This is a genomic window from Sphingobacterium multivorum, from assembly GCF_900457465.1.
Lineage (GTDB): Bacteria > Bacteroidota > Bacteroidia > Sphingobacteriales > Sphingobacteriaceae > Sphingobacterium > Sphingobacterium multivorum.
In genome coordinates, this window is sequence record NZ_UAUU01000008.1 from 436,385 (window position 1) to 454,039 (window position 17,655).

A 17,655-nucleotide genomic window follows, 5' to 3' on the forward strand; every position below is an offset into this window, starting at 1 on the left:
CGATTCAAATTTAGACTAAGCTTATGGCAACGATTCAATATTTGGAAAGCACTCCAACCATCCAGCAGGAGCAGGGCTGGAAGTACTGGGAGAAAGTGGGATTTAGATTTACGTTTATTTTCTTTATCCTGATGGTGGTACCCCTGGATGGGGACTGGTACGAAAAAGTATTTAAACCCGATTCGCTATACGATTGGATGGCAACGATCGCCGGTGGCTCGCGCACAGGTTGGATCGAAATAGACAGCGAAAGTGGCAAATGGGGGTTCGCATCGTATACGTCCTGGTGGCTCAATGGCCTGATAGCCGTGCTGGGTGCTTCCATCTGGACGATATTGGCCCGGAATAGCAAGGTGCAGCGCTACGATGCGCTTTATTATTGGTTGCGCGTATTGGTGCGTTACCGCATTGCTTTGGGACTTATTGCCTTCGGATTTATCAAGTTCTTTCCGATGCAGATGCCTTTTCCATCACTTGCCAATCTGAATACCGACATCGGCGAATATGCTCCCTTTAAGTTGTACTGGCAAATCGTCGGTGTATCCTATAAGTATGAGATCTTCTTAGGCTTTTTGGAGATCGCAGCGGGAAGTTTACTCTTCTTCCGGCCTACTGTTGTGATAGGGGCCATTATCAATGCGGGCGTGCTCTTTAACATTGCTCATGCCAATATCGCCTATGATGGCGCGGTACATGTTTACAGTTCGTATTTTGTTTTGCTTTCCCTTTTTCTATTGCTGCAGTACCTGCCAGCGATCTGGAAGCTTTTTATCCTGCGCGAACCGGTGAGCACCTATTACTATGTGCCCAAATTTCTCAAGCAGTGGAATAAACCCCTGTATTTCGGTCTTAAGTCAGTCATTGTGGTGCTGTTTATATTCGTTTACGGCTTTTATCGCTATGAGCGATTCTATGATGAAGGGCGTTTAAAGGAGCCGGTGCTTCCAGGGCTGGCAAAAGCAGCAGGACATTATGAAGTTTCGGGTTTTCTGCTCAATGGAAAGCCGCAGCCTTATTCACCGGCAGATTCGGTACGTTGGCATGAAGCCTTTTTTGAACGCTATTCGACCTTGGTCTACAAGGTCAACAAAGCCAATTCCATTGATCTTGGTAATGGTACGCCAGCCTTGAATGATGTGCTCAAAACGTATGAATTTACGGGCCGGGCCGGAGGAAAGAATTACCTGTATTATGAAATAGACTCGGCAGAACATGCGCTGTACCTGATCGACAAAAATCAGAAATTTAGTAAGGAGCAACGAAAAAAACTCGATGAAAAACTGGATGTAGGGCTGAAGGCCCTTTACGGAAAAGCACAGGGCGATAGCTTAGGTATCCTGAAATGGGCTTACGAACGACCAACGCCAGAGCAGATTAGACTCAAGGGGCTGGATGCCAGCGGTAATAACCTTGAAATTACGCTCGACCGGGTTAAAGAATCCTATCTCACCGGTAAAGAATGGTATATGAAAAACACCCTCTTTACCTATTAATCACCTTAAAAAATAGCATGTTATGAATAGAAGATCATTTATCCACCGTTCAGCTGTCTTTTTCACGCTTGCTTCGGCAGGCCAGGGCATATCCTGTTTTGGAAATACCGATCACACCGGGGCGGGCTACAGTATCAAACAGTTCGAAGATGAGGGCCTCGCACAGTTTTCCTATGCGATTTTGGCCGATAAGAAAATTGTACTTGTGGACCCTGCCCGTGATCCGCGGCCTTATTACGCTTATGCAAAGGAACAGGGGGCCAAAATTATCGCCGTTGTGGAGACCCATCCGCATGCTGATTTTGTGAGTTCACATCTGGAGATCCATCAAGAGCAGAAAATTCCGATTTATGTGAGCAAGCTTGTCCGTGCAACGTATCCGCATCATACGTTTGACAATGGCGATAGGTTGAAGATTTCGGACCATATCGTGTTGCATGCCATCAATACAGCGGGGCATTCGCCCGACAGCATCTCCGTCTTGCTAAAAGAAAGCGGTCGTGATGTGGCCATCTTTTCGGGGGATGCGGTGCTGATTGGCGGGGTTGGAAGGCCCGATTTGCGCGAGTATTCGGGTGAGCAGGCGACACTACGCGAAAAATTGGCTCGGCAGCTCTATCATACCGTTCATGATGTCTATGTCAACTTAGGCGATCAGCTTCTTCTGTATCCGGCCCATGGTGCCGGATCGCTCTGTGGCAATGCCATAAAAGGCGCGAAGCAAAGTACCATCGCTGCGGAAAAGGCCCATAATTTTGCCTTTCAGCAACAATCCGAAGAAGCGTTTGTCAAGCAGATCTTAGCAGACCGTTCGCCGATACCGATCTATTTTCCTTATAATGTGGAGTTGAACCGTCGGGGCGCAAAGCCATTATTGGCTTCTTTGTCGGATATTTCATCGGTTTCAGCAGCTGCGGTGCCTTATGAATCGAGCACTGTCCTTGACACACGCGCTGCTTCAAAATTTAGAGCGTCGCATTTTCCAGACGCCATCAATATCCCCGAACGGAGCAAGTCGGAATCTTGGGTCGGGACTTTTATTGAACCGAAAGACGGTTTTTATCTCGTTGTGGATACCAAAGAGCAGGGGCAGCTGCAGCTTGAAAAACTGGCCAAAATTGGCTATGAGCAGTTTGTAAAAGGGATCGTGCTGTATGGGGATTTCGCAGGGCAGCCTTCGACAGCTTTTGACCAGACTGCTTTCGACCGGGCGCAAGATCACTATTTTATAGTCGACGTACGCACGGCCGAGGAGGCTAAGGCCGGGCCAGTATTCAAGGGGGCGCATAACATTCCGCTGGCGGAACTGAAGCAGCATATTGCTGAACTACCGGTCGATAAACCTATTGTCGTGCACTGCGCTTCGGGTTATCGTTCGGCCATTGCAAGTAGCCTGATCAATGAATCGGTGCCAAAAGCGCAGGTATGGGATATCGGAGAACATATTAAAACCTACAAGCAATCGGTGAATTAACACGAGGGGTTACACTTAAATGCATACATGATATGAAAGATTTAAAACTATTGGTTAGTATGTTGTTAGCGGTAGCGGTATTGCTCAATATGACGAACTGCCAATCCAGACAGGACACCCAGGAAGCCGTAAAGAATAGTCAGGTTTCGTTTAAAAAGGAAGAAGGAGTGCGCTTTAAGAAGGAGCTCGAAAGCCTGAATAAAACGAATAAAGTGCCGGTACAGATTCCCGACAATCCGCGGATCGTTTATGCGACCGAACAGGATGTGCTGGAGCTGGAAAACGGCATTGTGCTGTTTGGATGGCCCAGTTGTCCATGGTTTCGCAATGCCATAACGCCATTGCTGGAATTTGCCCAGGAGGAAAAGGCGGTCATCTATTACCTCAATATCCACGATATCCGGGATCTCAAAGAGAAGGATAAAGAAGGTAAGGTGATCACAACCAAGGCTGGTAGCCCGGGTTATGAAGCTATCTTGGCCAAATTTCATGATATCCTCAATCCTTATACAGCTGTGGGCGTTGATTCCATCAAACGGATTTCTTCACCAACGGTATTATTTATTGAAAAAGGCAAAGGTGTGCATAAGGTTGTTTCCACGGTCGTATCGCAGACCGATCCGAAGATCAAGCTCGATAGCACACAGCGACAGGAGTTAAAGCAACGGTATCGGGAATATTTTTTGGATGAACATACGATTTAAGACCAGCGTATTTCAACAGCATCGTAAATTAAATGGATAACATATGAAAAAAATAATCAATCTTGGACTTTTAGCATTTGTTTTAACGACATTTACAGTCTCCTGCGGATCTGCGGGCAAGAAAAAGGAAAACGGCAAATCACAGTCGGATTCCACATCATCAAAAGGTTCAAAAAAGGATCAACCCAATACGGGCTGCGACTAATAGACTGTAACACGATAACACATGCGAAGATTTGACGCAATTATTATTGGCTCGGGACCGAACGGACTGGCGGCAGCCATTACCTTTCAGCAGCAGGGGCTCAGCACCTTGCTGATTGAAGGTGCTGATACGGTCGGTGGGGGAATGCGGACCAAGGAACTTACTCTTCCGGGCTTCCGACATGATGTTTGTTCGGCAATCCATCCCATGGCCATGGCTTCGCCATTTTTCAGGGCTTTGCCTTTGGAAGCATATGGGCTATCGTTTGTGAAGCCGACGTATGCGGCGGCACACCCACTGGAAAATGGGGGAAACGGGAATTCTTTACCATAGTCTTGCCGAAACCATAAAAGGCTTGGGGCCAGATGGCGAAAGCTATCGCAAGCTGGTGGAAAAGGTCGCGACACATTGGGAAGACCTTGCTGCCGATATTATGGGGCCACTATCCTTGCCGAAGCATCCGTTACGGTTGGCTTCCTTTGGTCTGGATGCGCTTCAGCCGGCAAGTTGGACGGCAAAGCGTTTTGCAAGTGCACAGGCTAAGGCTCTATGGGCGGGAATGGCGGCCCATGGAATTCAGCCGCTAAGCAACTGGACAACTTCCGCCATTGCTATTGTGTTCGCGGCAGTAGGTAACTCATATGGCTGGCAGATCCCCATAGGAGGCTCGCAATCCATTGCCGATGCCTTATTAAGCTACTATAAATCCTTGGGCGGGGAGATCCAAACGGGCTTTTGGGTAGAGGACGTTCGCGATCTGCCCTCCCATAAAGTCCTGCTCTGCGATATCACGCCGCGGCAGTTGCTAGCCTTTAAAGGAATAGAACTGGGTAGCGCTTACCGCAGGCGCCTTGAAGGCTTTCGGCAGGGAATGGGGGTATTTAAAGTTGACTGGGCATTGTCAGAAAAGACGCCCTTTAAAGACCGGCGCTGTCAGCAGGCTGCTACCGTGCACTTGGGCAATACCTATGCAGAAATTGCCGAGAACGAGCGACTAAGCCATCTTGGAAAGCAAGTGGTCAAGCCTTTTGTGTTGTTTGCACAGCAGAGTGCATTTGATTCCAGCCGTGCTCCCGATGGAAAACATACGGGATGGGCATACTGTCATGTCCCCAATGGAAGTAGGGTCGATTATACCGAAGCGATTGAAAATCAGATCGAGCGCTTTGCACCGGGCTTTAAAGATACTATTCTGGCCAAGCATACCTTTTCTCCTGCAGCACTCGAGTCGTACAATCCCAATTACATCGGTGGTGATATCAATGGTGGGATTATGGATATTTCACAGCTGTACAGTAGACCTATATTGGCCCTAAACCCATACCGTACCTCGGTCGACTCGATTTATCTCTGTTCATCGTCGACCCCTCCTGGTGGTGGGGTACATGGCATGTGTGGTTATCATGCCGCACGTACGGCGCTCAAAGAACATTTTGGCTTATTGTTGTAAACGGCAAAAATTGGCTTATTGCTGTACATGGCAAAGGTTGGCTCGTTGCCATGAATGGCGCCGACTTACTTGTTGCTGTAGATAGCTCCGATTAGGTATGTCCTGATCCGCCTCTATTGAAGGCCCTTATGGTTACCCCGCATAACATGTTATCTATATTTAGGGAAAATTAACAGAATTTGTTACGAATTGTTCGTAGCTTTAGTAAGTAAATTAAAGCTATAGCATTCCATGAAAGCGATATATTCCTTACCTACATTCGTCTGTCTACTCTTTGCGTGGGCGCTGCCGCTTCATGCACAGAACGTAATCGACATTTTAGAAAAATCGAAATGGGCGCTTGAACAAAAAGAAGCAATAAACTACAATTACAGGCTGGAAATAAATTATGCCTCGGAAAATTACAACAACACGCTGGAAGGGAATACCTATTTGGATTTTAGGACAAAGGACAATCCGCTGGGGCTGGCTTTCCAATTTTCCAATGCAAAGAGCAAGATTGTGTATAATGGATCCGAGTCTTTTGAGCTTAATCTACTTGACAAGACAAGTGTGTTAAAACGTCATCCCCAAAAGAGTGAGCTGGGGCATTTTACCTTTCTGAACTTGAGTTTGTTAACCTGGAAAAATGTGCTTCCCCTCATTATTGCTTCGGCCGATATCCAAAAGACTTTTGTGGACAGTCCGAGTCCGATATGCTATGCGATACGAATCGGGGTGGGACAGCGGGATATCGATAAATTAGGAAATGTGAATGCCCTAACCGCAAAAAGGAATATAAGTTATACCGTGCTGCTGGACAAAAAAAGCTACCTTCCCGTCGAAATTATTCAGGAAAATGATGTGTCCAAAGGCGATTATCTCAGAACACAGTTTAGTTATAAGGATTTAGCTGAAGTTCCGGTCGAACGCTCCTGGTATTTTTCCAGTTATTCCGGATATAAGATTAAAGATCCGAAAGTGCAGGTATCGTTGATTAGGGGTGAAATTGCTCCAAAATGGCAATTACCGATGGTTTTAGACTCCGGATCAATCAAGCTGGATTCTCTTCAGGGCAACTATGTACTACTTGAATTCTGGATAAAGAACTGCGGCTATTGTATTGAAGCGGTTCCGCTCTTGAATGAATTACAGCTGGGTTATGCGGACAAGGGGGTAAAGGTGATTGCTATAAATGCTGGCGATCGTGAAGCAGATATCCAAAGCTTCCTTCGTCGAAATAAACCTGTATACCCCAGTGTATGGGACCGTGATGGTAAAATAGGCGCACTTTATGGCGTCGGTGGATACCCACAAGCTTTTCTTTTGGATAAAGGAGGTCGACTGTTATTCCAGGGAGCTGTAAATTCTCCTGAAATGAAAACTGTACTTGAGCAGTTGCCGCGGAACAGGTGATTTTTGCTGTTTTATATTTATCTGAAGCACAGCGCAATTAGAAAAAATAAGTTAATGGATGTGTTTTTTAATTTCGGCGGTATTTTTGCTGTATAGGGCTTGAAAACACCCCAAATAATATGTTGCATCAGGCCAAGATAATTTCTTGGCCTTTTGTATGTACTTGAATTTTTTTGGTTTACAAAGGCGATAACGGCTTCGATGTTGTCATTCCTTTTTGCTGAATACAAAATAGTAGGAATATGCACTTTAATAGCATGGCGATTAGGTCCCGATACGACTTTGATGTAAAAAACGCTTTATGTAATTATTGAATCACTTTATAAAATTATAACTGAATAAAACCTAAATTTGAACATTTTACCTTTCATCCTGGTTCAGTATTTGTCTTCATAGCGCTAATATATTGTCATCCTATCTTTTTAAAATTGGATGAGGATTCTTTGATTGTTGCAGTAAATGAGTCGGTTACAGTCTTTATTTGAAAAGGTCGTTTCTATACTGCAGGTCGAAACTTTCATCTTTAACCAGCCACCAATTCAGTATTGAGCCATGCTGTTACTATTTTGTTTCTAATATCGCAGCTGTTGAAAAATTGGAATTTACTCCTATTTTTATACCTTCAAATTTACAATCTATGTGAAACATTGATTCAGTTAGTTAGGATCGGTTTATTGAGATGACTGGCTTTGGTTATGTGGAATGAGAAAAATAAGTGATGTAATAGCGAGTTTTTTCAGCCGATTGTACACATAGACTTACATTAATTTTACCTTAATGAAAACAGAGCATTTGCCAATTACACTCACGGAAGAGGGGGTATTTTACAAAGAAATAAGTGGGACCGAAGATTATAATAAGACAACAAAATGTACGTATTTTTTGATGGTGCTATTTTCTGAAGGAAGTGGTACGCATTATATTGATACAGCGGAATATCCGATCAGAGGGGGGCAGCTTCGTTTTTTATTTCCAGGGCAGCATCACCACTGGACTACCGGCCCGGAGACGAGTGCGCAGAAAATTGTCGTGGGAAAGAAAGTATTTGAAACTTTCTCCAGTCTTAGTGAGATTTATTTCATTCGTCACAATTTGCATCCCGTCTTTAAACTCAGCACATCTTTATTTGAGGTGATATTTAATGAAATGAAAAGTACCCAACGTGATCTCTTGGCGTTGGAATCGGATGGAAAGTGGAACGAAATTGTCCGCTTGAGAATCGATATACTCGTTTCTTTGATAAAAAAGGAAGCTGGAGATTATTTAAAGGAAAATCTTCTTGGAAATTCAAATGTAATTATTGACTCTTTTTGGGATCTTGTGAATGTAAATTTCCTTACTCAAAAAAAAGTAAGTTGGTATGCTAAGCGATTGCATGTAACGGGTAATTATCTGAATATCCTTTGCCGAAGATATCTCCATATGACAGCTTCAAGCGTGGTTCAACTGCGAATAACACAAGAGGCTAAACAACTCTTAAAATTCTCAGGTAAAAGTATAAAAGAGATTGCATTTTATTTAGGGTTTGAATCGTTATCGGCATTTTCTACATTCTTTAAGAACAACAGTGGTTACTCGCCATCTGTTTATAAAGGGCAGTCATCTTAAAAGACCAAAAGTAGAAATCAAAAATAGGATATGCCAGGGAAGAGTTCATCGTGCATAGCAGGGCGAACCGCTGACGGATGGTACTCAATGGGCGAAGTTGATGTGCTATAAAGAGATTAATTTGTAACTATCTGTTTATATTAAACTATTTAAGTGGCTTATTGATATAGGATTATGTTTATATTATTTTGGTGTTATGTCAGTTTGGCAGATGCGTGAATCAACTCGCTGTTGGCTTTACAGGACTGCTTCGATTTCAGAAAGATGTGTTTCTTAATAGGGTTGCCCTACATTTTCCAACGAAAGAATGCAGTGAACTCGTACTTTATCTTGGCAGATAGGCAAAAGGACGGGGCCTGTTGGTTTTTTGTATACTGAACACCTTAATTTAGCTTTTGATAAAGTGGATTAGGGTATTGTTTTCGTGGTTGGATGTCCAGGTCACGTTATTATTTGATAGGAATATACATATAGTTCCATTACAAAAAATATGAGCCGTACAGCAAATAATTTGCAATGGTGTTATTTTATGTATATATTTTAATTGCTTATATACAGTGTATTGTGGTCTTTATATTGATTAAAAGTATAGGTGGTGTTTTGGCTAATAAGGACGACTAATGTATCTTTTGGAAATTGTTGCGTAGGATGAAACGATCAAATGATTGTGGAAAAAAATGCATAAATTAGGAGAACTAAACAAGCTGTTTTATGAACATGAACTTTATTCCAAAAGCTTTCTTCCTATTTACGCTCTGTCTGATCCATGTAATCGGTCATGCGCAAGAAAGCAACAACAATAAGAAATTGTGGGCAAAATCAATTTTGAATCAACAAGCGCCAAAACTGGAGGTGGAACAATGGCTGACTGATGTGCCGGATACAAAGGGTAAATTTATCCTCATTGATTTTTGGGCCACCTGGTGTGGACCCTGCAGGAAAGTTATTCCCGAACTCAACGAGTGGCATAAGAAGTATGGTGATAAACTTGTGATCATTGGCCTTTCGGATGAAAAAGCAGCGGTCATTAAAAAGGCGAAGGAGATTAAAATTGATTATTTTTCAGCGATTGATACGAAAGCGAAGTTGAAGAAACAGCTCGAAGTTCAGGGAATACCACATTGCATTCTAGTGGATCCTGAGGGAATTGTGCGTTGGGAGGGTTTTCCTACGTTGGAGGGGCATGAGCTAACCGATGATGTCGTTTCTGGTCTCATCAGAAAGTATTCGCGGAAGCGTGGGAGATTCAAAGATAGCAGTCCCTATTTTCTGCGGCAGGAAGAAGTGATGTTGGCTGGATTGTAAAAGTCTTCAGCAACCCAGATCGATAAATTCTCCGATTTTTAGTCGGTACTTGGGTAAAAAATGAATAAAAAAAAGTGTAACGGTTGCCCGTTACACTTCGCAAGAAGATAAATAAATTATCTTCTTGTGTGTTTACTTAATTATGCGATACGTACGTTAACTGCATTAACGCCTTTTTTACCATTTTCTACATCAAATGTTACGCTGTCATTTTCGCGTACTTCGTTGATTAAACCAGATACGTGTACGAAAATGTCGTCTCCACCACCCGCAGGCGTGATAAAACCAAAACCTTTTGTTTGGTTGAAGAATTTAATAGTTCCTTCTTGCATTGTTTTATAAATTATATTAAAGTAATCTGTACTACACTATTGTGATAAATGAATATGAACAATAGTTAATCGATTTTTTGCAAGAAATGGGATCTGATTTTAATGATCTTGGATTGACTCAAGTCCAAAAAGGTCTTTACCTCCGTTTTGCTAACAAAAAAGCTTCTGAAAATGCGAAAACTGAGCAGTAAGTAAAACTTGACGATTTCAGATAAGCAAAGGCGGAGCCGATTATAATCCAAATTTAAGTATAAATTATTGATATATACAGTGTTTTATTTTTTTTATATAAAATAAATTCTTATCACGCTTAAAACTTGCGATATACGAGCGGGGTCTATCGCCCCGGCAAAGCTATACGCGATAGACAAAAGCATTGATATTCATGCCCGCACCAACAGATGCAAATAGAATAATATCGCCTGCGTGCAAGGATTGGTTGTCTATCTGACCACGCGAAATAAGATCATAGAGCGTAGGAATGGTAGCCACACTACTATTTCCTAGGGTATGGATGGTCATCGGCATAATGTCGGGTGGCGGAACTGTATCGTATAGGGCATAGAATCTCATGAGAATGGCTTCGTCCATCTTCTCGTTGGCTTGGTGGATCAGTATTTTTTTGATTGCTGTGATATCGAGATCTGCTTTTTGGAGGCAGGCTTGCATGGCTAAGGGAACTTTGCTGAGGGCAAATTCATAGATTTTACGCCCTTTCATTTTGATATAGCGGATATCAGGATCCTGCTCTTGTTGATACGAGCTTCCGAAGTTGAGATATTCAGCTTCCTCAAGCGCATAAGTTGCGCTTTCATGCGATAGGAGCCCTTGTTCTGTGGTGCTGCCTTCGACGACGACAGCACCGGCGCCATCCGCATAAATCATCGAATCTCTGTCAAAAGGATCTATAACACGGGAAAGCGTTTCTGCGCCAATGACCATACAGCGCTTTGCCATACCCGATTTAATGAAAGCGTTGGCGTGCAATACGCCTTCGTTCCAGCCGGGACAGCCAAACAGTAAATCATAAGCCACACATTTGGGATTGCTGATCCCTAACTTTTTTTTCACTCTGCTCGCTAAACTTGGTACAGTATCCGATTGGATTTTGCCGGATGGCACATCGCCATAATTATGCGCAACAATAATATAATCCAAGGTTTCGGCATCAATGTCTGCGTTTTCAATGGCAAGTTGACCAGCTCGGAAAGCAAGGTCTGAAGCCATCTGGTCAGCGTCGGCGTAGCGACGTTCCTCAATGCCGGTGATTGCTTTAAATTTTTCTATGACAGAAGCCGGTTGCTTAAATGGCTGGCCATTTTCATCCAAAAAAAGATGATCGGCAAAATCTGCATTGGTTATTTTATGGGGTGGAATATAACTGCCAGAACCGATAATTCTAATATTCATCATTGTTTCTCCGTGCGTATTGTGTTTAAATATATTTCGACGATCATCCCCTTATGCTATGCTGAATCCTTATGGTCGTATACATTCACATTTTTGGCGGCCTATTTCCTTTTCAGCTTTAATTTACTAAATATTATCGGGATAGCGTTAATTTTCTTTCTCGCACCAGTCCAGCAGTGGTTTGTATAAGCCCTGAATATCTTTCGGGTTGTTGTCCTTATAAAGGCGAAACAATTCGGCGTTAAATTCATCTGCCTTGGGAAATCCTTTCTTATTGACCATCATATCGTTGACGTTTTCAACTATCTGTCCAAAAAGATCGTGATCTTCTCCAAACTTGTTGTAACAATATAAAATGAAAAGTCCCCAGGTTAAATATTCATCGAATACTTTTACCGGAGTCGGATAATGAACCGTACTTTTGTTCGCTGAATCTACCCATACTTCCCTGTTATTGAAAATTGCATCAATCTGTTTTTTGTTTTTTTCGCTCAATGGACCTACGTAGTTGTGGTCTATCTCTGTGAAAATGATGCGTGTATTGAAGGCTTTTTTGAATTTGGGGCTCCAGGATTCATCTTCGCGAAGGGTTGGTAAAAAAAGCAGAATTTCTTTGAAACCTTTGTACTTGAAGGTGTGGGTCGCATTCATTCCGGCAATCAGGGGGGAGGTCAATACACGGTAGCTATTGATTGTATAATCGAATTTATGTTCTAACCATTCTTTCTGCTCGGCAATGGAAGCATACTCCTGATATGCTGTACGAAGGCTGTCGTAATAGGTTTGATGCGCTTTGTAGAATGCCCGGTATCCACTCTGTTTGGCAAATTCTTCCAGATCGTTTTTGTAGCCGGGGATGGGATTTGATTTGACCTGATAATTTCCCACTCCTCTCGCTGGAAAAATATAGATGTTGGTAGGTACTAATTGATCGTTTTTAAATTTAAAGCCATATACATTGGCCGCTAAGAGGAAATAGTTGGTTAGATTCTCTCGCAGCTTCTGATCAAATTTCTTTACGATAGGCAAATTGGAAAATGGGGTAAAATGCGTTTTGACCTCCTCAAAATACGCTGTATTCTGCTTGGTCATGTTTGGGTTTTCCTTACCAAAGTCAGTTATTGCAAAGATAATATAAATGAGTTCCTGCGCCTCATTGATTTCAACAGTTGTCTTGCCATCGTTTTGGACAATATAGGCTTTGCTAAAATCGACGTCTTTTTCTTGACACATGGCTCGGCTGCCCATTAAGCCAAAGCATATTAGAATAAAAAGGAGTTTTCTTTTCATCGTATCGTTAGTTCATATAATTATTGATAGGACATGTTGGTGATCGCATAACATTCTTGCAGTTAACGGTCATGCCTGAAATGGGGATTTCACTATGAAATGAAATATTCCCGACTGCAATTATAGGGAGATTTCTGCTTGTTTTATAATAAAATTTGTACAATAAGGGATAAATGCTTCTCATGGAAGAGGCGCTTTATTTGATTTGTTTAATTTAATATTGATCTTAACTTAATACTGAGGAAACCTTGTGCTTTTAATTTTGACAGCGCAATGGAACACATTCAGCCTATCAAATCTTCCAATCAGAAAAGTTTCAATCTCGTATACGAAAAGTACCATCGACAGATTTATGGTTTCGTACTCAAGCGTACGCAATCGGACTATATTGCCCAGGAGGTAACACAGCTGACCTTTATCAAACTCTGGGACCAAAGAGAGAAGCTCGACGAGCAGCTCAGTATTTTGCTACAGCTTTTCGGTATGGCGCGGCAGGTCATGATCGATCTGCTGCGCAAGGAGGCGACACGTTTCAAATATGAGGGGCAGACAGCATCGACACCTTTTACCGATAGTCTGATCAAGGCGATTGAAAATAAAGACCTCTTGCGTATGATGGAAAAAGATATCCAAAATATGCCGACGATGCGTCGGAAGGTCTTTGAACTGAGCCGTAAAGAAGGTCTTTCCCATAAAGAGATTGCTGCTCATTTTTCCATTTCGACAAAAACCGTAGAACAGCATATCAGTAAAGCACTTCTACAGCTCAAACAACATCTTTATTCAATCATGCTATAAGTCCTTTATGTTAAGGATTGATGCCCTTTATTAAATAATTGTTAAGAACTAAGGGATGTCGTGCTGGCCTGCGTAATAGGAGTATGAAGCATGATAAAAAGCAGCATCAGATCAAAAAGAAGATCTGGAAAATGCCCTTCCTCGTGAACGAACTTTTTAAGGACGAAGACTGGAGGAAATTTGATGGTACGACAATGGAGGAGCCTGTGCCTACGGAAACGATGAAAACGCTTATCCAGACTGCTATTCAAAATCAGGAAAAAGCACAGGATCGTAAGGAATTACGTCGGTATCGGTTGGTAAAATTACTGCGGTACAGTGCCGCAGCTGCAGTTCTCCTTTTCTTTTCCTTTCATTTTGTTACCTGGTGGACGAAAGATTCAGTTGTGCAGCCGAATGCTCTGCGGTCCGCAGCTAAGCCTGTTATCGAACATAAAGATACCGTCTGGACCTCAATAGAAAATAAAAATCCCCGCAGTATAATCCTGGATCTACCCGATGGATCACATGTACGCTTGTTCGCTCAAAGTCATATTCGCTATGTGAAAAATTTTGTTGACAATGCCCGTGATATAGAACTTACGGGGAAAGCTTACTTTGATGTCGCTTCGGACCCGAAGCGTCCATTTTCAGTACTTGCCAGCGGAACCAAAACAACAGCGCTTGGTACATCCTTTACGATTAATACCAAATTGAAGCATAAAGCCGTGTCTGTGGCATTACATACCGGTAAGGTGCTTGTATCCTCGCTAACAAACGGTTTCAAACAGGTCTTTTTAGCTGACCCAGGTCAAAAACTGACAGTTGATGCACGAGGGGCAACAACAATTGATGTTGTCAATAAAGAAAAGACCTTGAGCATGCCAGGTCTATCGGCCCCAGCACTGTTAAAGCTGAAAAATACACCAATGCCAGCTGTGCTACAGGCGTTGGAAACAGCATTTAAAAAACAGATCCATTTGGGTGACAAGGGAATTGCTGCTATTCATTATACAGGTGAGATCGATGTGCATCACGATTCATTGAAAGATATCTTGACTACAATCTGCCTGATCAATGAATTGCGCTTTGTCGCCAATGCCGATGGCAGCTATACGCTTTACAAACAGGAAAATACAATTACCGAACATCTAAACAACTAACAGATATGCTCAACAAGAAAAATCCACAAAAAAAGAACCTGCTTATTTTTGCGTTGCTTTCCGCTGGACTTACCAACGTACATGCGCAGCAGCAACAAGTGAAGGGAGCTGTACAAAATGAAAAGGGCGAGTTTCTCCCTGGTGTCAGCGTTAAGGCAATTCAGGTCAATGGAGGTCCAAGTGTGACGACCAGTACGAATAGCCAGGGACTATTCCATTTTCAGAATTTAGTAGAACATGCAGGCTATCAATTTGTGTTTTCGGCTGTAGGATTTCAGTCCGATACCTTATCGGGTTATGTCGTCGAAGCAAGAAAGCCTTTGTCGTTGAGTGTGAAGCTTCAGCAGAGTGCCGTTAAACTGGATGAGGTCGTTATTGGTTATGGCCGTGTATCCAGAAAGGATCTGACGAGTTCCATCAGCACTATTAAAGCCGAAGATGCTAACGTTGGCGTATTTACTTCGCCAGCACAGATGCTGCAGGGGAAAGTTGCCGGCCTGACAATTTCGAGCAATAACAGCAATCCCAATGCTACACCTTCCGTTAGTCTTCGGGGAGCTTCAACTTTGCGTAGTGGTGAAGCGATGGAGCCCTACTATGTGATCGACGGCGTCCCGGGCGCATCCCTGGCCTTGGTGGCGCCAGATGATATTGCCTCGATTGACGTACTGCGTGATGCCTCAGCGACCGCAATTTACGGCTCAAAAGCGGCCAATGGGGTGATTATTGTCGCAACTAAGCGTGGGAAATCAGGGCAGACCAACATCAATTACAACGGTTATCTGGCGATCGATAAGGTGGCTAAGCATTATGAGATGATGAATGCAGCGCAATATAGGTCCTATGTTAATGACAATGGATTTTCGATGGAACCAACTGACGACCTGGGGGCAGATACCGATTGGCAAAGAACGGTGGAGCGGACAGGGGTATCGAACAACCATAATATATCCATTCTTGGCGGTGCAGAAAAAACACAGTATAGCATTAGTCTCAATACCATCAAAAACAATGGGGTTATCAAAGGTACAGATATGGGGCGTCAGATTGCTCGCGCATTTTTGCAGACCAAGGCACTTAATGACCGGTTGACAGCATCTTTCAATATCAACGCAAGTATCACCAAGCAGAATGATGTGCTCGCTTTGGATCAGGGACTCAGCGTATATGATGCAATGTACTATTATCTGCCTGTATCGCCGATCCGAAATACGGATGGTTCCTGGTTTGAAAAACCCGACCGTTCGCAATATGCCAATCCACTTTCCTTAATTGAAGAGAATACAAATTTTTCTAAAACGAAGGTTCTTCAGGCACATGCCAAACTGGGCTATGAGATCTTGCCGGGGCTGACCTATAATATTGACCTTTCGTTGCAAAATAGGCAGTTCAATAACGCGCAATACTACGCGATGTCTTCGATGGCTGCACGTGGCCAAAATGGCAAATCTATCCGTGCCGCAGTAGAAGATGAACGCAAAGTGATGGAAATGAACCTGAGCTATGAAAAGACATTTGCCGGAAAGCACAAAGTAGCTGCACTGGCCGGTTATTCATGGGAGGTGAACAACAATAACGATGGCTTTCAATTGACGACTTCCGATTATTATAACGATGATTTAAGTTACTATAACCCTGGGATGGCGAATGTCGTTGATTTGTTGGGCTTTGGGAACTATTATCTTTCCACCTTGCGTATGATATCTGTTTATGGCCGTGTGAATTATGCCTATAATAGCAAGTATCTCCTACAGGCGACGGTAAGACGTGATGGATCTTCGGCTTTTGGGTCGAACAATCGTTGGGCGACCTTTCCATCGGTTTCTGCAGCTTGGCGCCTGTCGGAGGAATCGTTCATCCGTGAAAGCGGAATTTTTGATGATTTGAAGTTACGTGCAGGTTATGGTGTGAGCGGCAACTCGCTGGGTTTTGATGCTTTTACTGCGCAGTCTGTTCGCGGTGCCTCATCCAAGTTTTTCGATTATGTCAGTGCCGATGGTCAGGTAAGCCCATTGCGCACTTTGATGGTGCTTCGCAATAGTAACCCGAACCTCAAATGGGAAGCCACCAGCATGATTAATCTAGGCTTGGATTTCGGATTTTTGAAAAATCGCCTGACAGGATCGTTGGAGGTCTATAAAAAGAAAACAAGCGACCTGATTTATGATTATCAGGTAAGCAAATCGAAATATATTTACCCAACGCTGACGGCCAATGTCGGTGAAATTGAGAACAAGGGGATCGAACTGAGTCTAAATGCAAAGGCCATTGATAAAGAAGATTTCAAATGGAATACCGGACTGGTGCTATCGCACAATACCAATAAGGTGGTGAGCATTGCTAACGAGCAGTTTACGCAGGATTATATCGAATTGTCGGATCTTGGGGGAGCTGGCCAGACCAATATTTTTCAACAACGACTAACACCTGGCGCGCCTATCGGTCAGTTCTATACCTGGGAATGGGCAGGCTACAACGATGAAGGTGTGTCGGTATTCTATACCCGAGATGAGAAAACGGGTGAGCGTACAGGCGAAACAACCACAACGCCACAGAAGAAAGATCAGGCTGTGACGGGAAGTCCACAGCCCAAGTTGACACTGGGTTGGAACAATAGTTTTTCGTATAAGAATTTTTCGTTAAACGGAATGTTTCAAGGTGCTTTTGGACAGAAAATTATGAACGCTACCCGGGCGCGTCATTCCAACGTTGTCGGTAATGCAGGGCAGAAAAACGTGCTTGCCAGCGTCGTGGAAACCGAACGCATGACGGATATCAATGCACATTACCTATCGGATCGTTACCTGGAAAATGGAAGCTACCTGCGCCTGGCTTATGTTACGTTGGCCTATACGATACCGATGAAAAATATACCGATTAAAAACCTAAGGGTATATGCAACGATGAATAACGTGTTTATGCTGACGAAGTATAAAGGCATTGATCCCGAGGTGGGCTTGGGAGGCTTGACACCGGGGATCGATAACCGCCAGACCTACCCACGTACACGTACGTTTATGTTTGGCCTTAATTTTAATTTATAAGACAG

Annotated in this window: 15 protein-coding genes; 12 read left to right on the forward strand and 3 right to left on the reverse strand. The window is 43.2% G+C overall.

The features are described 5' to 3' along the window. Positions 1–23 precede the first annotated feature (23 nt). The 9 genes from DTA23_RS10360 to DTA23_RS10390 all read left to right on the forward strand — a co-directional run bounded on the left by DTA23_RS10360 (position 24) and on the right by DTA23_RS10390 (position 9,634). Positions 24–1,493 carry a hypothetical protein gene (locus DTA23_RS10360; RefSeq protein ID WP_112374640.1) on the forward strand — a complete coding sequence of 490 codons (1,470 nt, stop codon included), beginning with the start codon at positions 24–26 and terminating at the stop codon, positions 1,491–1,493. A gap of 22 nt (positions 1,494–1,515) precedes the next feature. Beyond that, positions 1,516–2,967, forward strand: coding sequence for an MBL fold metallo-hydrolase (locus DTA23_RS10365; protein ID WP_112374641.1), 1,452 nt, complete (start codon positions 1,516–1,518; stop codon positions 2,965–2,967). A gap of 32 nt (positions 2,968–2,999) precedes the next feature. Next, complete coding sequence (locus DTA23_RS10370) at positions 3,000–3,671, forward strand: hypothetical protein (RefSeq protein ID WP_112374642.1); 672 nt, start codon at positions 3,000–3,002, stop codon at positions 3,669–3,671. 43 nt (positions 3,672–3,714) lie between these two features. Then, positions 3,715–3,876, forward strand: a complete 162-nt coding sequence (locus DTA23_RS27100; RefSeq protein WP_172462378.1) for a hypothetical protein — start codon at positions 3,715–3,717, stop codon at positions 3,874–3,876. A gap of 21 nt (positions 3,877–3,897) precedes the next feature. After that, entirely contained in the window at positions 3,898–4,209 is a 312-nt protein-coding gene (locus tag DTA23_RS30345) for a phytoene desaturase family protein (RefSeq protein WP_370445082.1), read from the forward strand. Then, positions 4,181–5,326 carry a phytoene desaturase family protein gene (locus tag DTA23_RS10375; RefSeq protein ID WP_370445083.1) on the forward strand — a complete coding sequence of 382 codons (1,146 nt, stop codon included), beginning with the start codon at positions 4,181–4,183 and terminating at the stop codon, positions 5,324–5,326. Before DTA23_RS30345 ends, DTA23_RS10375 begins: the two co-directional genes overlap by 29 nt. A 231-nt stretch (positions 5,327–5,557) precedes the next feature. Then, positions 5,558–6,721, forward strand: a complete 1,164-nt coding sequence (locus DTA23_RS10380) for a TlpA family protein disulfide reductase (RefSeq protein ID WP_112374643.1) — start codon at positions 5,558–5,560, stop codon at positions 6,719–6,721. Positions 6,722–7,498: 777 nt separating this feature from the next. Beyond that, on the forward strand, positions 7,499–8,329 hold the full coding sequence (locus tag DTA23_RS10385) for an AraC family transcriptional regulator (protein ID WP_112374644.1): 831 nt from the start codon (positions 7,499–7,501) through the stop codon (positions 8,327–8,329). A gap of 711 nt (positions 8,330–9,040) precedes the next feature. Then, positions 9,041–9,634 carry a TlpA family protein disulfide reductase gene (locus DTA23_RS10390; RefSeq protein WP_239468879.1) on the forward strand — a complete coding sequence of 198 codons (594 nt, stop codon included), beginning with the start codon at positions 9,041–9,043 and terminating at the stop codon, positions 9,632–9,634. A gap of 140 nt (positions 9,635–9,774) precedes the next feature. Here DTA23_RS10390 and DTA23_RS10395 read toward each other — a convergent pair whose 3' ends face one another. The 3 genes from DTA23_RS10395 to DTA23_RS10405 form a co-directional block, all read right to left on the reverse strand. Beyond that, positions 9,775–9,966, reverse strand: coding sequence for a cold-shock protein (locus DTA23_RS10395; RefSeq protein WP_070566486.1), 192 nt, complete (start codon positions 9,964–9,966; stop codon positions 9,775–9,777). Between the two features lie 354 nt (positions 9,967–10,320). After that, positions 10,321–11,379 (reverse strand): 3-oxoacyl-ACP synthase III family protein, encoded by a 1,059-nt coding sequence (locus DTA23_RS10400; RefSeq protein WP_204991177.1) that lies wholly within the window; start codon positions 11,377–11,379, stop codon positions 10,321–10,323. A 144-nt stretch (positions 11,380–11,523) separates the two neighbouring features. Further along, positions 11,524–12,666 (reverse strand): DUF4932 domain-containing protein, encoded by a 1,143-nt coding sequence (locus DTA23_RS10405; RefSeq protein ID WP_204991176.1) that lies wholly within the window; start codon positions 12,664–12,666, stop codon positions 11,524–11,526. A gap of 273 nt (positions 12,667–12,939) precedes the next feature. Between DTA23_RS10405 and DTA23_RS10410 the strand changes: the two genes are divergently transcribed. The 3 genes from DTA23_RS10410 (at position 12,940) to DTA23_RS10420 (ending at position 17,650) form a co-directional block, all read left to right on the forward strand. Beyond that, on the forward strand, positions 12,940–13,464 hold the full coding sequence (locus DTA23_RS10410; RefSeq protein WP_112374647.1) for an RNA polymerase sigma factor: 525 nt from the start codon (positions 12,940–12,942) through the stop codon (positions 13,462–13,464). 83 nt (positions 13,465–13,547) lie between these two features. Next, entirely contained in the window at positions 13,548–14,606 is a 1,059-nt protein-coding gene (locus DTA23_RS10415; RefSeq protein ID WP_112374648.1) for a FecR family protein, read from the forward strand. A gap of 5 nt (positions 14,607–14,611) precedes the next feature. Further along, positions 14,612–17,650 carry a SusC/RagA family TonB-linked outer membrane protein gene (locus DTA23_RS10420; RefSeq protein ID WP_112374649.1) on the forward strand — a complete coding sequence of 1,013 codons (3,039 nt, stop codon included), beginning with the start codon at positions 14,612–14,614 and terminating at the stop codon, positions 17,648–17,650. Positions 17,651–17,655 lie beyond the last annotated feature (5 nt).

Coding starts and splice junctions, on each gene's coding strand:
- DTA23_RS10360 (WP_112374640.1), top strand. CDS start 24: ATGGCAACGATTCAATATTTGGAAAGCACTCCAACCATCCAGCAGGAG.
- DTA23_RS10365 (WP_112374641.1), top strand. CDS start 1,516: ATGAATAGAAGATCATTTATCCACCGTTCAGCTGTCTTTTTCACGCTT.
- DTA23_RS10370 (WP_112374642.1), top strand. CDS start 3,000: ATGAAAGATTTAAAACTATTGGTTAGTATGTTGTTAGCGGTAGCGGTA.
- DTA23_RS27100 (WP_172462378.1), top strand. CDS start 3,715: ATGAAAAAAATAATCAATCTTGGACTTTTAGCATTTGTTTTAACGACA.
- DTA23_RS30345 (WP_370445082.1), top strand. CDS start 3,898: ATGCGAAGATTTGACGCAATTATTATTGGCTCGGGACCGAACGGACTG.
- DTA23_RS10375 (WP_370445083.1), top strand. CDS start 4,181: ATGGGGGAAACGGGAATTCTTTACCATAGTCTTGCCGAAACCATAAAA.
- DTA23_RS10380 (WP_112374643.1), top strand. CDS start 5,558: ATGAAAGCGATATATTCCTTACCTACATTCGTCTGTCTACTCTTTGCG.
- DTA23_RS10385 (WP_112374644.1), top strand. CDS start 7,499: ATGAAAACAGAGCATTTGCCAATTACACTCACGGAAGAGGGGGTATTT.
- DTA23_RS10390 (WP_239468879.1), top strand. CDS start 9,041: ATGAACATGAACTTTATTCCAAAAGCTTTCTTCCTATTTACGCTCTGT.
- DTA23_RS10395 (WP_070566486.1), bottom strand. CDS start 9,966: ATGCAAGAAGGAACTATTAAATTCTTCAACCAAACAAAAGGTTTTGGT.
- DTA23_RS10400 (WP_204991177.1), bottom strand. CDS start 11,379: ATGATGAATATTAGAATTATCGGTTCTGGCAGTTATATTCCACCCCAT.
- DTA23_RS10405 (WP_204991176.1), bottom strand. CDS start 12,666: ATGAAAAGAAAACTCCTTTTTATTCTAATATGCTTTGGCTTAATGGGC.
- DTA23_RS10410 (WP_112374647.1), top strand. CDS start 12,940: ATGGAACACATTCAGCCTATCAAATCTTCCAATCAGAAAAGTTTCAAT.
- DTA23_RS10415 (WP_112374648.1), top strand. CDS start 13,548: ATGAAGCATGATAAAAAGCAGCATCAGATCAAAAAGAAGATCTGGAAA.
- DTA23_RS10420 (WP_112374649.1), top strand. CDS start 14,612: ATGCTCAACAAGAAAAATCCACAAAAAAAGAACCTGCTTATTTTTGCG.